Source organism: Actinopolyspora xinjiangensis, assembly GCF_900104475.1.
Classification (GTDB): domain Bacteria; phylum Actinomycetota; class Actinomycetes; order Mycobacteriales; family Pseudonocardiaceae; genus Actinopolyspora; species Actinopolyspora xinjiangensis.
Genome location: NZ_FNJR01000010.1, coordinates 39,450 through 53,106, shown reverse-complemented (window position 1 = coordinate 53,106; position 13,657 = coordinate 39,450). Strand labels below are relative to the sequence as shown.

At 71.0% G+C, this 13,657-nt stretch carries 10 protein-coding genes; 4 read left to right on the top strand and 6 right to left on the bottom strand.

Annotated elements, in window-relative coordinates:
* The first annotated feature begins 420 nt into the window (after nt 1–420).
* Entirely contained in the window at nt 421–1,365 is a 945-nt protein-coding gene (locus tag BLQ75_RS15600) for a neutral zinc metallopeptidase (protein WP_170837518.1), read from the top strand.
* A gap of 29 nt (nt 1,366–1,394) precedes the next feature.
* Here the strand turns inward: BLQ75_RS15600 and BLQ75_RS15595 are convergent, their stop codons facing one another.
* The 3 genes from BLQ75_RS15595 to BLQ75_RS15585 form a co-directional block, all read right to left on the bottom strand.
* On the bottom strand, nt 1,395–1,631 hold the full coding sequence (locus tag BLQ75_RS15595; RefSeq protein WP_043578133.1) for a hypothetical protein: 237 nt from the start codon (nt 1,629–1,631) through the stop codon (nt 1,395–1,397).
* 5 nt (nt 1,632–1,636) lie between these two features.
* Nucleotides 1,637–1,891, bottom strand: a complete 255-nt coding sequence (locus tag BLQ75_RS15590; protein WP_043578590.1) for a hypothetical protein — start codon at nt 1,889–1,891, stop codon at nt 1,637–1,639.
* 220 nt (nt 1,892–2,111) lie between these two features.
* Nucleotides 2,112–3,098: a potassium channel family protein gene (locus BLQ75_RS15585; RefSeq protein ID WP_425286463.1), complete on the bottom strand. Its 987-nt coding sequence runs from the start codon at nt 3,096–3,098 to the stop codon at nt 2,112–2,114.
* 482 nt (nt 3,099–3,580) lie between these two features.
* On the opposite strand from BLQ75_RS15585, the gene BLQ75_RS15580 reads away from it, so the two are divergent.
* The 3 genes from BLQ75_RS15580 (at nt 3,581) to BLQ75_RS15570 (ending at nt 6,142) form a co-directional block, all read left to right on the top strand.
* Nucleotides 3,581–4,987: a glycoside hydrolase family 43 protein gene (locus BLQ75_RS15580; RefSeq protein ID WP_092603004.1), complete on the top strand. Its 1,407-nt coding sequence runs from the start codon at nt 3,581–3,583 to the stop codon at nt 4,985–4,987.
* Between the two features lie 152 nt (nt 4,988–5,139).
* Nucleotides 5,140–5,511 (top strand): DoxX family protein, encoded by a 372-nt coding sequence (locus BLQ75_RS15575; protein ID WP_092603002.1) that lies wholly within the window; start codon nt 5,140–5,142, stop codon nt 5,509–5,511.
* A gap of 64 nt (nt 5,512–5,575) precedes the next feature.
* Nucleotides 5,576–6,142, top strand: a complete 567-nt coding sequence (locus tag BLQ75_RS15570; RefSeq protein WP_092603000.1) for a hypothetical protein — start codon at nt 5,576–5,578, stop codon at nt 6,140–6,142.
* A gap of 16 nt (nt 6,143–6,158) precedes the next feature.
* Here BLQ75_RS15570 and BLQ75_RS15565 read toward each other — a convergent pair whose 3' ends face one another.
* The 3 genes from BLQ75_RS15565 to BLQ75_RS15555 all read right to left on the bottom strand — a co-directional run bounded on the left by BLQ75_RS15565 (nt 6,159) and on the right by BLQ75_RS15555 (nt 13,570).
* Entirely contained in the window at nt 6,159–6,773 is a 615-nt protein-coding gene (locus BLQ75_RS15565; RefSeq protein WP_052428556.1) for a hypothetical protein, read from the bottom strand.
* Nucleotides 6,774–6,983: 210 nt separating this feature from the next.
* Complete coding sequence (locus BLQ75_RS15560; protein WP_092603268.1) at nt 6,984–10,349, bottom strand: ATP-dependent helicase; 3,366 nt, start codon at nt 10,347–10,349, stop codon at nt 6,984–6,986.
* Entirely contained in the window at nt 10,346–13,570 is a 3,225-nt protein-coding gene (locus BLQ75_RS15555; protein ID WP_092602997.1) for an ATP-dependent helicase, read from the bottom strand. Before BLQ75_RS15555 ends, BLQ75_RS15560 begins: the two co-directional genes overlap by 4 nt.
* Nucleotides 13,571–13,657: the final 87 nt, after the last annotated feature.

Genomic DNA, 13,657 nt, shown 5'->3' with positions numbered 1-13,657 from the left:
CGCGGTGACGAGCAACTCCCGGCGAGCCCGTTCCGACGACACGGCACCGTGCGGCGGTGATCGGGGTTAAGCTTTGTACGACGGACAGCGCACTCGAACGACGCCACCGATCAGCTCACCGAGGACAGTGCCGCAGCGGACCGACCACACGCTTCCATGACCTCACCACAGCACCCACGACGGCCGTCGCCACCGGACACAGCCGCGAACCGGCCCGCGTCCACGCCGTGCCCTCCCGCGCGGCACCCCGCTCCTCGGCACGAGGGGAGCGATCCACGAGCACCGTTGCGGGAGGCACCACAGCGCGGCCGCGGCGGGGAGGCGAGTTTCCTCTGTGGACAAGCTCCCCCCACGCCTCGCCCCGGGGCGGACCCCGTCGCGGTCGCCATAACAGTCCTCAGTGGAGTAACGCTGCTGTTCGTGGCGACGGTGGGACTGTTCTCGGCCGCCTCCGACACCGGCGCGGTGCGGTACCGGCACGACGAGTACGTCACCGGGGAGCTCGCGCCCCCCTCCGTCGACCGCTTCCACCACCGCCACGGCGAGTCGGGCCCCTGGGAGCGGCCTCCCTTCGGTCGCACGCCGGAGGAGCCCGGCGCGAAGCGCGAACGGCCGACCGGCACCCCGGCGGAGGCCCCCGGTGACACCGCCCCCCGCCCCGTCGCCTCGCTCGGTGAGCACCCCTTCAACATCCCGGGCAACGGGGCGGTCGAGACCGACTGCGAGCTTCCCACTTTCGACACCGACACGGCCGCGCAGCGCGCCTTCCTGAACGCACTGGCCCCGTGCCTGACGGAGATGTGGACCCCGGCGCTGCGCGAGGCGAACCTGCCCGTCGAGACGCCGGACGTGGTGGTGACCACCACGGACGTGCACACCCCCTGCGGCGACCGGGGATGGGAGCAGACCGCCATGTACTGCGGCAGCGACCACACGATCTACTGGACCGCCAGGTACTACTCCCGGGTGGAGGGACGGGAGTCGGCGGGTCCCTACCTCGGACAGTTCGCCCACGAGTTCGGCCACGCGCTCCAGGGCATGACCGGGATCATCAAGGCCTACGGCAGGGCCGTACAGGAGGCGGGAGGGTCCGAAACCCCCGAAGGGCTCGAACTGTCGCGCAGGAACGAGCTCCAGGCCACCTGTTACGGCGGCCAGGCCCTGGCCGCGCTGCGGAACGGCGGAATGGACGACGACCGCGTCCTGTCAGCGCTGCGCGACGCGGGAAACCGCGGTGACGAGGCGAGTGACACCCGTGACCACGGCACCACGGCGAACAACAGGGCCTGGGCACGCCAGGGGTTCCGCACGAACCGGATCACGCGGTGCAACACCTGGTTGGCCGAGGACTCCCGGGTCTCCTGACCGATGATCCGTTCGGGAACGGGTGCCGCTCACTGCTCCAGCGTGGCATCGGCCTGCTCCTGCTCCTCGATCAGGATGTTCGTGCAGTCCCAACAGGTCGGTGCCTGGAACCAGTCGAGTTCGCTGGGCTCGACCATGGCGCACTGCACCCCGCAGACCGAGGTGTCCGAGGCTCTGCCCTGCCAACGCCTTCCCCGGAACGCGTGGCGGACCAGGCGCGAGGTGGTACGACTGCTGACCGGCAACCAGTAGTGATGCGTGTCCATGCGAATCAGTGCTTCCAAACGGGCAGAGCGGTTGGCAACTTCAGATACGCGGTGAAGCATTCCTCGCAGAACGGCCGGTTGTGGGCCATCTGGAACTCCCGGGGGTCCGCGACGGGAGGGGACTCGACCGGTTCGTGTCCGCCGAGAGGTTCCACCGGACCGCCACCACGGGGCGGTCTGTCCAGTGTGGCGTGCTGGTTGGGATCCCCCTCCGGTTTCACCCAGTGGATCTGGGGACGTTCCGCCGAGTACTCGGTCACCGTTTCGCCTCCCGACACCTTCCGACGCGCCGTGCGCGGAACGACCTCGCGGGAATGGCCGTGTTCCGCATATCACTATGAGTATCGGCAGATGCCCGGAAAGTGACTAGATCACGACCGTGGTCATCTTGTTAACCGTTGGGTTGACCGAGATCCCCGGCCTGGAGACGTCGCCTGGGCTCCGTTCCACTCGCCCGGTCGGCGACAGCGCCGAGTTCGCTCAGGCGGTCGCCACCTTCTTGACGTAGAGCAGCCTGTCCCCCTCCTCGATGGCGTCGGCCTCCGGAGCGTCCACCCGGTAGAGCTGTCCGTCGCGGACCAGCCCGAGCACGATGTCGGAGAGATGGCGCGGCGAGCCTCCCACCTCGGTTCGCTCCACCTCACGTTCGGCGATGGCCAGCCCCAGGTCGGGACTGAGCAGGTCCTCGAACATCTCCACCACCGAGGGGGTGGAGGTGGCTATGCCCAGCAGCCTTCCGGACGTCTCGCTGGAGATGACCACCGAGTCGGCACCGGACTGGCGCAACAGGTGGACGTTCTCCGCCTCTCGGACGGCTGCCACGATCTGGGCCTTGGGGGCCAGCTCCCGCGCGGTGAGCGTCACCAGCACGGCGGTGTCGTCGCGGGGCGGGGCCACCACCACGGCGCGGGCCCTCGGGATACCGGCGACGCGCAGCACGTCCGATCTGGTACCGGAACCGTTGACGGTCACCAGTCCCAGTGAGGAGGCGACCTCCAGCGCGGTGGGATCGGGGTCCACCACGACGATGTTGCCCGCTTCGGCGCCCTCGCCCAGCAAGGCGGTGACGGCGGACCTGCCCTTGGTGCCGTAGCCGATCACGACAACGTGGTCACGCACCCTGGACCTCCAGCGTTGGATCTTGAGCGCTTGGCGGGAGCGCTCGGTGAGCACTTCCAGTGTGGTGCCGACCAGCACGATCAGGAACAGCACCCGCAGCGGCGTGATGACCAGCACGTTGGCCAGCCGCGCCGAGGCGCTCACCGGGGCGATGTCGCCGTAGCCGGTCGTGGACAGGGAGACCGTCGCGTAGTACAACGCGTCCAGCACGCTCAGCGGCGTTCCGTCCGTGTCGCTGTACCCGTCCCGGTCCATGTAGACCAGCAGCACGGTCACGGCGAGCGCCAGGCAGGCCCCGATCACCCTGCGCACGATCGATCTGACCGGTCCGATGGCCGTCGCGGGCATCCGGACGACACCGACCAGGGCGTGGTCGGGGCGATCCGTCAGGCGGTCGGTCAGCGTGGCCTCGGAACGGCGTCCGGGCAGCGAACGACGGCCGAGTCGCGCGGTTCGGCGCATGTGCTTGTCCACGGGCGGAAACGGTAACGCCCGGCGGACGGTACGGACACCCGTGCTCCCGGTCGGTCCCTCGATCCCGGTACCCGGGGAGTCGGAGCGGGAACCCGGCCCGCTGGCCGGTTCGGGTGAGATGCGGCGCCCGGTGTCGGCCACCGTACGAGATCACGCGGCAGGCGTCGATGCTTGATCGATATCGACGCGTTCTCACGTTGACTCCGAAGCCGCCCGAACCGTACTTTATCGAACAAAGTTCGGAATACCGAACAAGGGTGTGGAGTGCGTATCGGACACCGACAGCTTCCGACGAAGCGGAGCGCTCCCTCCCGGCAAACGTCCACCGCCCCGGACAGGTGAGGGAAGTTCCGCTCATGGCAAGACGTCCACTTCCGACCGGATTCGGAGCGGCCTCCTCGCGGGCCGCACTGGCGCTGTCACTGGTGCTGGGCGGGGTGTCGCTCGCACCGCTCGAATCGGGCGCCGCGAGCCCGCCGAGCACACCTCTCACCGGAGTGAACGACACGGCGGGTGAGCGGCGGGTCGCCGAGGCGGCCGCGGCGCTGCGGGTGCCCGATGCCGGGGACGTGCGGGGCGACATCACGCTGCCGCGCCGGGGCGCGCACGGCACCACGGTCTCGTGGCGGTCGGACGAGAGTCGGGTCGTGAACCCGGCCGGCGAGGTGAACCGCCCCGAGCACGGGGCCGATCCGGTCTCGGTGGAGCTGACGGCGACGGTGCGGCTCGGCCCCCACAGGGCCGAACGCCGCTTCCGGCTGACGGTGCCGCCCCTGCCGGAGCGGAAACCCGAGAAGGGCTACCTGTTCACCTACTTCACCGGCGCGGGAACCGCCGACGGCGAACAGGTCCACTTCGCCGCCAGCCGGGGCGACGACGCGCTCGCGTGGGACGAGCTCAACGGGGGCGAGCCCGTGCTGACCTCCACCGAGGGCGAGGGCGGGGTGCGGGATCCGTTCATCATCCGCTCCCCCGAAGGCGACAAGTTCTACCTCATCGCCACCGACCTGAGAATGCACGACGGCGGGAACTGGGACGAGGTCCAGCGGCACGGCAGCAGGCACATCGAGGTCTGGGAGTCCACCGACCTGGTCCACTGGTCCGAGCAGCGCCACGTCCGGGTCGCCCCCGACAACGCGGGCAACGTCTGGGCGCCGGAGGCCTACTACGACGAGTCGATCGGGGCCTACGTCGTGTTCTGGGCCTCCAAGCTCTACGACACCGACGACCCGGACCACAGCGAGGACACCCACAACCGGATGATGTACGCGACCACCCGCGACTTCCACAGCTTCAGCGAACCCAGGATCTGGAAGGACCCGGGGCACTCGGTGATCGACTCCACAGTGGTCTCCGAGGACGGCACCTACTACAGGTTCACCAAGGACGAGCGCGCCAACTCCGACACCGCTCCCTGCGGCAAGTACATCACCGAGGAGAAGTCGCAGAACCTGCGCGGCACCGACTACACGTTCGTGGCGGACTGCATCGGCAAGGCCGAGGGGACCGAACCGGGCATCAGCCGCGGCGAGGGACCGACCGTGTTCGAGTCCAACGCCGGGGACAAGTGGTACATGTTCATCGACGAGTTCGGCGGCCGTGGTTACGTGCCGTTCGAAACCACCGACCTGGACTCCGGCGAGTGGACGATGTCGGAGAACTACGACCTGCCGGACAGCCCACGGCACGGCACAGTGCTTCCGGTGACCGCCGACGAGCTGCACCGGTTGCGCGCCGAGTACGGGAGCGGCACCTCCGGCTGACCGCGTGCCGCTGGACAGTGATCAGGCGGTCGAGGGGCCGCCGCCGACCGGCGGGCCACCCGGCGAACCCGAACCGTCCACACCGTCGAACGCTCGGCGCCGCCCCGCCGGGAGGATTGCCCGCGGAGCGGTTCCGTGCCACCGTGGCTGTTATGAAACGACCAGGTTCCGCAACTCTGCTGGCCGGAGCTCTCGCAATCACCGGCACCCTGCACTTCCTGCTTCCCCGGCCGTTCGACTCGATCGTGCCGCGCCGCCTCCCCGGCTCGCCCCGCACCTGGACCTACGCCTCCGGAATGGCGGAACTGGGATGCGCCGCGGCCGTGGCCACTCCCCGCACCCGACGCGCGGGCGCCACGGCCACCACCGCCCTGTTCGCCGCCGTCTTCCCCGCCAACGTCAAGATGGCACTCGACTACCGCCATCGGAGTCGCGCACTACGCTTCGTGGCCTACGCGAGGCTGCCTCTCCAGATTCCCTTGATCCGGTGGTCGCTGGGCGTACGCAGGAACACCGCTCGGTAACGCTTTCGTGATCCGGCACGTGCGGAGTTGTTGAATGTTGAGCCGTACTGCTTACCATTCGTAGGTGCAGCAGTTTGAGCACGCGGCCCGCGTCCTGGGCTGGCACGGTCACCTCGTGTCGAACGTGGAGGTTCTCGGCTCCCGCTTCACCGCGGTCACAAGGCTTCGTCCCGAGGTGCACCGGTGGCGGGTGACGCACGACTGGCCGCCCCAGGCGGACCCCTCGCGGGTGCACGCCTGGGCGGAGACCGACGGCCCGGAACAGGTGCCTGTTCCCGCCGTTGACCTGGTCGGGGTGATGGTGCGCGTCTCGAAGGCCCGCAGAGCCACCAGAGCGTGTGGAACGCTGCTGACGATCGCGCCGTGTGCCGCCGTCCTACCCGGTGACCACCCCTACCGCCCCTGGGCGTTCACCGAGTTGGACTACTACGGCATCGGCGCCGTGACCACCTACCGGGAGGGGCCGGCCCGTCTCGTGCTGGCCCCGGAGGACCGCAGGTCCGAGTTCGGCACCTCCCTGTTCGAGAGGTGGCTGCTGGAACTGCTCTACCAGCGTGTCCTCCAGCAGGAGGTGAACACCGAGAGCACTTCCAACACCACCGAGGGCGGTGGTTGCGCCGATCTTCCCTGAAACCGGCGTCGAACGCTCAGATCGCCTCGTACTCGTGCCAGTTGAGGCTCTCCGGGTTCCACCGCAGCAGGTACCCCGAACGCACCGAGCGCAACGCCCGCATGGCGTGGGGCCACCGACGAATCACGTTGGCCATCGCCACCGAGGCCAGCTGATCGCTGGTGCGGTGCTGCTCCCCCGGACCGAGCATCGCGATCCTGCCCGAGGTGTAGAGGATGTTGGTCAGCACCTCCTGCCCCGACAACGCCGTCTCCTCGACGCTGACGAGGTCCTCGGGATCCAGTTCGCTGGGCCAGGTACGGCGGTCCAGGTCCGCCGCCACGGGCTGTTCGCACTCACCACAGGTGCACTCGAACTCGCTCGTCCAGCCGTGGTTGTCCCAGGACCAGATCGCGGAAGCGCCCGGCTCCAGTTCGGCCAGAGCCGAGACGTGCGGCCAGGCGTTGACCACCGCACCGAGCACGGTCCGCACCGTGGGCCGCGGGGGCTCGCCCGGTCCCTCGAAGATCCACTCCCCCTGTTCGTCCCGCCGAACGAGCACGAGCGGTGCACGCAACGCGAGGACGTCCTCGTCCACGGACACCTCGTTCTGCATCGAGGCGTCCAGCTTGTTCTCCGTGTTCTGCGCCATCGCGGGCATATTCCTGGGTGATCGAGACCGGAGACAAGCTGCGCCACTCGAAAGTGTGGTTTTTCGGTCGCTGACCGGCGATTCGGACCCCGACACGGTGCTCCGACAGGGGCGGGCAGCGGTGGTCCCGGCACTGACCACCGTCCCTCCCCGGACGCAGCGACCGGCGCGGCCCGCCGAGCCGACGCGGCCGAAGCGGGAACGGCGCGATCACTCCTCGCGGGGGACCGCCAGGATCAACCGCCGCAGCCCCTCCTCGTCGTGCGGATCGGCGGGGTGCAGGGTGCGATCGTGGCGCACGTAGTGCATCGCCGCACGCACCCGTTCCAGCGGAACACCGGTCATCTCCGACCAGGCCAACCGGTAGGCGGCCAGCTGCACCGCCGCCGCGGGCATCCGCCGCTCGTCCGGCACCGAACCGGTCTTCCAGTCCACCACGGTCCAGCCGCCGTCCTCGTCGGCGAACACCGCGTCCATCCGCCCGCGCACCACCACACCGGCGATGCGCGTCTCGAACGGAACCTCGATGCGGTACGGGGTCCGCTCGGCCCACTCGCTTTCCAGGAAGGCCGTTCGCAACCGCTCCAGGTCCTCGTCCGGTGGGGCGGACTCGTCCCCGGCACCGGGCAGCTCGTCCACTTCGAGCAGCGCGTCGGAGGTGAACCGGCGTTCCAACCAGGCGTGGAAGGCGGTTCCCCGCCGCGTCACCGGATTGGGACGCGCGGGCAACGGGCGGCGCAACTTCCGTGCGAAGAACTCCGGGGAATCAGCGAGTTCCACCAACTGAGTGACCGAGAGCTGCTCGGGCAGCCGCACCCGTTCGTCCCGCGCACCCCGGTCCCGCTCCGCCAGCAGCACGTCGACGTCCCGCCGCCATCGCGCCGACTCCTCGTCGACGGCCGATTCCCCGGGGGATTCCGCCGCGGCGACCAGCTGTCCGTCCTCGTCCGCGGTCGCCCCGTCACCGGCCGGGTCGGCGTCCGGGGCGGCCAGCGCCCGACGAACCAGCTCGGCCCCCTCCGCGACCTCGTCCCTGCGCGCGCCCAGCGGATCGACCGGCCAGCGTACGCTGCGCTCGGTCTCGGCGAGCGGGTTCTCGTCGGCCTCGTCGGGCTCGGGCTCCCAGTGCTCCAGCGCGCAGTCCTCGAGCTCGCCCCCGCCCTCGGCACCGTCCAGCTGTCGCGCCATCTCGGTGAGGAAGGTGGCGGGGCCCTTGGGCCTGCTCCCGGTCTCCGCCCACCAGTGCCCGGACAACAGCAGCGTCTCTTCCGAACGGGTGAGCGCCACGTAGAACAACCGACGTTCCTCGGTCAGTCGCCGCCGCTCGAACTCCTCGTCGTGCTCGCGCAGCTCGCTCTGCAGCTCCTTGCGGGTCATCCCCGCCAGCCGATCCGTGTCCAACCGGGGCAGATCGACCCCGTCACCCCGCAGTTCGGGAGGCAGCTCGGTGACCGAGCGCAACCAGGAGGAGGACTTGCGCTTGCCGGGGAACACATCGGCCACCAGGTGCGGCAGGGCCACCATCCGCCATTCCAGTCCCTTGGCCGCGTGGACCGTCAGCACCTGGACGCGCCCCTCGGCCACCTCGACCTCGCCCGGTTCCAGACCGTCCTCGGCGTGCTCCGCCGCGGCGAGGTAGTCCAGCAGGGCGGGCAGCGTGGCGGTGGGGGTGGCCGTGGCGAACTCGGTGACCACTCGGGAGAAGGCGTCCAGGTGCGCTCTTCCCACTCCGTCGGTCCTGGACATGCTCTCGATGTCGAGCAGCAGCGTGCGCTCGACGTCGGCGACCAGTTCCGGCAGTGGTTGTTCCAGTCGCTGCCGCAGCGACGCCAGTTCACCGCCGAGCCTGCGGACGCGCCGATATCCCTCGGCGGAGTAGCGGGCCTGTTCGCCGGGGTCGTCGATCGCGTCCACCAAACCGGCCTGTTCGGACTGCTCGGCGGGCAGGGCCGCCGCGAGCGCGTCCGCCACACCGCCCTCACCGTCCCCCGCATCGGCACGGGCTCCCAGCTCGCCCGCGCGCTCCGACAGCGCGGCGAGGTCGGCAGCGCCGATCCGCCACCGGGAGCCGGTCAGCAACCGCACGGCCGCGGTCCCCGCCAACGGGTCCACCAGCACGCGGAGGGCGCTGACCAGGTCGCGCACCTCCGGCTCGTCCAGCAACCCACCGAGCCCCACCACCTCGACCGGCAGTCCCTCGGCGCGAAGCGCGTCGGCCATCGCCGCCATGTCGGCACGGCGGCGCACCAGCACGGCGGCGGTCGGGGGCGTGCCGTCCCGCGCCACGGTCTCGTGCCAACGTCGGGCCAGCCGCTCGGCGACCCAGCGGCGCTCGGTGCGGACGTCGCCGAGCAGCGCGGCACGGACGTCGGCGGGCGGAGCGTCGTCCCTGGCACGCAACCGCTCCACGTCGAGCCCGGCCTCGCGCAACGGCTCGGCGGCGGCGTTGGCCAACCGCAGGATTCCCGCCGGGTTGCGGAAGCTCGTCAGCAGACCGTAGCGCGGCGCGGGGGACTGCTCCGGCGCGGAGTCCGACTCGGTGGAACCTTCCTCGTCCCACGAGGGGAAGTCGGTGGTGAACCTGGGCAGGTTGGCGGCGCTGGCACCACGCCAGCCGTAGATGGCCTGGGCCGGGTCCCCCACCGCCGTCACCGGGAGCGAGGGCCCCTCGCCGGTGCCGCCGAACAGCGAACGCAGCATCACTCGCTGCGAGTGGCCGGTGTCCTGGTATTCGTCCAACAGTACGGCCGCGAACCTGCCTCGTTCGCCGAGCGCCACTTCCGGGTGGTGCCGCGCCAGCAGCGCCGCCAGCGACATCTGGTCGGAGAAGTCCATGGCACCGTCGCCGCGCTTGCGCCTGGTGTAAGCATCGACGAGGGGCAGCAATGCGGCGCGCAGCTGTTGGGCCGCGCGTACCCGTTGCAGCTCCTGCGGCAGGTCGGCTCGCTGCCGCTTCTCGCGGGGAGCGTTGTCCAGTATCCCGGTCAGCAGCTCGGCGTGCTCTCGCACCCGCTCCGGCTCGACGAGGTGCTCGGCCAGCTCGCCCGCCAGGGAGAGCACGTGACCGGTCACCGTGGCGGGCACCTTGTCGGTGTCCAGGTCTTCGGTCCAGTTGGAGACCACGGCGTGCGCCAGCTGCCAGGAGGCCGTCGCGGGAAGGAGCCTGGCACCGGGCTCCACCGGAATCCGGAGGCCGTGCTCGGAGACCAGCCTGCCCGCGTAGGCGTGGTAGGTGAGCACCGTGGGCTCTTCGGACAGCACCACCGAGCGCAGTGTGCCCGAGGGATCGACCTCCTCCAGCAGACCGGAGCCGGCGAGCCGCCGCAGCCGGGCCCGCACCCGGTCGGAGAGCTGCCGTGCCGCCTTGCGGGTGAAGGTCAGCCCCAGCACCCGCTCGGGGGTCACGATCCGGTTCGCGACCAGCCAGAGCACCCGCGCGGCCATGGTCTCGGTCTTGCCCGCGCCCGCTCCGGCGACCACCAGCGCCGGCCTCGGGGGCGCCCCGATGACCTCCGCCTGCTCCTCGGTGGGGGTGGGCATTCCCAGTGCCTGGGCGATGCGCCGCGGCGTGATCACTGTCCGACCTGCCTTCCCTCGGGGCGAACCGGGCAGCTGGTGCGCACCGGGCACCGGTCGCAGTCGGCGTTCTCCACAGCGAGGAAGCCGGGGCCGGTGCTGGCGGCCGCCGCGTCGTGCACCACGTCGAGCCAGACCTTGATACCCTCCTCCTCGAGCCCGCTCTGGGTCCGCTCGGTGGCCGCCCCGTCGCGGGAGTCGGGTTTGGCCACGTACAGCAGCCTCGCACCACCGGGCTGAGTCTCACCGTCGGTGCCGAAGGCACCCAGTGCGGCGGCGAGCTGGTACACCGCGAGCTGGGTGTGCTGCTCGGCGCTGTCCTTGCTGACGGGTGTCTTGGAGGTCTTCACGTCGACGACGACCGGTCTGCCGTGCTCGTCGGCCTCCAGCCGATCGACCCTGCCCCGCAGCCGCAGCCACGGCCCGTCCTCGCGCGCGGGGATCTTCAGATCCAGGTCGTGCTCCACGCCGAGTTGGGTGAGTTCGGCGCGGGAGGCGTCCAGCCAGTTCAGGAAGGAGTCCAGCATGGACCTGACCCGTTCCCGCTCCCTGCGGGAGTACCAGGGGGCGCCCGCGTCCACCGACTCCCACGCCCGGTCCAGCGCTCGCTCCAGGTGCTGTCTGTCGGTTCCCTCCGCCGCCGCCTGCACCAGGGCGTGCACCACGGTGCCCGCCACCGAGGCCAATTCCGCGGCGTCCCTGCCGCCGTGCCGCTCGATCATCCAACGGAGCGGGCAGGTGGCGAGTGTTTCCACTGTGGATGGTGTCACTCGAACCGGTTCGGATCCGTCCACCAGCGGTGTCGAACTGGAGGGCTCGGGCAACCCGTACCAGGTGTCGGGGTCCGCGCCGGGGACACCGGCCCGCGCGAGCCTGGCCAGCTGGGCGGCGGCCCGCTCCCGCCTGGCCCGCTCCGCCGCGCCGTCGGTGACCACCCTGCGCAGCTCTCCCACCAGCTCGGGCAGGCTCAGCCCCCGCTCCGGCGCCGAAACCGGGCGCTCGGCGGCTTCCGGCTCGTCCGCCAGCCCGTCCAACTCGTCCAGGAATCTGGAGGGCTGCTCGTCCTCGCCACGCACAGCGCTGACCAGCAGAGCACTCCGCGCCCTGCTGGCGGCCACCAGCAGCAGCCTGCGCTCCTCCGCGAGCAGCGGCGCCGAAGCGGAGACCACCTCGTCGGAGTCCAGCCCCGACAGCACGTCCACGAGCCGCTCCACCCCCAGCAGTGAGCCACGCAGCCGCAGGTCCGGCCAGATCCCCTCTTGGACATCGGGAACGGCGACCACCTCCCACTCCCGGCCGACCGAGGCGTGCGCCGTCAGCACCGCCACCCCGTCACCGCTCGGTGATCGGGGCGCCAGTGAGTCGCCCGAGATGCGCTGCCCGGCGAGGTGGTCCGCGAAAGCCGCGGCATCCGCGCCGGGGAGCCTGTCGACGTAGCGGGCGGCCTCCTCGAAGAGAGCGACCACCGCGTCGAGATCGCGGTCGGCCCGCGCGCCGTGCGCCCCGCCCCGTTCGGAACGGGACAGCAACGTCCGCTGCACACCGCTCTCCTGCCACACGCGCCACAGGGTCTCCTCCACGCTGCACCGCTCCCGGCAGGCACGGCGGGCGACGTCGAGCAGCGCCGCCACTCGCCGAGCGGGCTCGGCCGCGACGTCCTGCAACGCGGTGAGCCGGTCCCCCTCCCACAGCGCCTCGACCAGCAGCTCCCCGCTGGGGCGGTCGTTGCCCGCCGCGAGGTCCAGCCGCCGGAGACCACGGCGCAACCTGCGCAGCGCCAGCGAATCGGCCCCGCCCAGTATCGACCCCAGCAGGTGCTCGGCCACCTCCGAATCCAGATCGGACGGTCTGGCCGCGCAGCGCAGCAGGGTCAGCAACGGCCGCACGGTGGGGCGCTGGGCCAGCGGCAGCTCCTCGTCGTCGAGCACCAGGGGCACCCCGGCCGCCAGCAGTGCCCTGCGCAGCACCGGCAGGGACAGGCCGGTGGACTTGACGATCACGGCCATGTCCGACCAGGCCACCCCGTGCAGCAGGTGCGCGCGGCGGAGCTGGTCGGCGACCCAGGAGGCCTGCTGTGCCTGGGAGGCCAGCAGCCGGACCCGCACCGAGCCGCCGTCGTCACCGCCGAGCTCGGACTCCTCCTCGCCGTCCCCCTCGCCCGCCGGTCCCGGCCCGGTCAGGGTGCGCTGCTGCCCGGAGCCCGGCAGCCGCGCCGAGAGCCGCCGCACCGCGCCGCGAACCCGACGCGACATGCGGTAGCCGGCGGTGAGCACGCTGGTCCGGTCGCCGTCCGGGTCCGCTTCGGAGAGACACGCGGGATCGGCGCCTCGGAAGGAGAACACCGCCTGATCCGGGTCACCCGCCAGCAGGAACTCCGTCGCGGTGTCACCGATACGGCGACAGAGCCGGTACTGCTGCGGATCCAGGTTCTGCGCGTCGTCGACCAGCAGGTGCCGCACCCTGGCCCGCTCCTCCCGCAGCAGTTCGGGATCGGCGTCGAGCGTCCACAGGGCCGTCGAGACCAGTTCGGCGGCGTCCAGCGGCGCGGCCGTCTCGCCGGAGACACCGGCGAGTTGCCGGACGCGCTCGTACTGCGCGCCGAAAACGCCGGCCGCCACCCATTCCGGGCGTTCGTGGCGCCTGCCGAGTTCGGCGAGGCGTTCCGGTCCGACACCGCGTTCGGCCGCGCGCATCAGCAGATCCCTGAGCTCGCCGACGAAACCCTCGGTGCCCAGCGCGGCACGCAACGAGTCCGGCCAGTGCTCGACCTCGTCCCGCAGGTCACCGGCGAGCAGCTCACGGATCCACAGATCCTGCTCGGGGCCGTTGAGCAGTTTCGGCTGGGGCTTGCCGTCACGCACGGCCCGCAGCCGCAGCACACCGAACGCGTAGGAGTGCACGGTACGCACCAGGGGTCCGCCGCCGGTGCTGGTATTGGCCCCGGCGGCGAGCAGTCTGCTGTTGACGGCGGCCCGCAGCAGCGCCGCGTTGGTTCGGTTGGAGGCCAGCACCAGGGTGTTGTCGGCTTCCGCGCGTCCGCTCAGCAGCCTGTCCGCGACCACTTCGGCCAGCAGGGTCGTCTTGCCCGTACCCGGCCCACCGAGGACACGCAGGAAACCACCTTCGTTGTGCAGCACACGACGTCCCGCGTCGGACCAGTCACAGTGCTCGACCGCTGGTGCGGCGGAGCGCACGAGAGTGGGCGCGGAGAATGTCGACACTCTTCGATGGAACCACGTCGGCACTGCCGGGCCGCGAACCTGGTCAAAAGCGTGTCGCGGTCGTCACCGGCGACCGTGCGAGACTGG

What these genes read in the sequence shown, in the direction of transcription:
- BLQ75_RS15595 (WP_043578133.1), bottom strand. Translation starts at nt 1,631, where the DNA reads ATGGACACGCATCACTACTGGTTGCCGGTCAGCAGTCGTACCACCTCG.
- BLQ75_RS15585 (WP_425286463.1), bottom strand. Translation starts at nt 3,098, where the DNA reads ATGCCCGCGACGGCCATCGGACCGGTCAGATCGATCGTGCGCAGGGTG.
- BLQ75_RS15580 (WP_092603004.1), top strand. Translation starts at nt 3,581, where the DNA reads ATGGCAAGACGTCCACTTCCGACCGGATTCGGAGCGGCCTCCTCGCGG.
- BLQ75_RS15575 (WP_092603002.1), top strand. Translation starts at nt 5,140, where the DNA reads ATGAAACGACCAGGTTCCGCAACTCTGCTGGCCGGAGCTCTCGCAATC.
- BLQ75_RS15565 (WP_052428556.1), bottom strand. Translation starts at nt 6,773, where the DNA reads ATGGCGCAGAACACGGAGAACAAGCTGGACGCCTCGATGCAGAACGAG.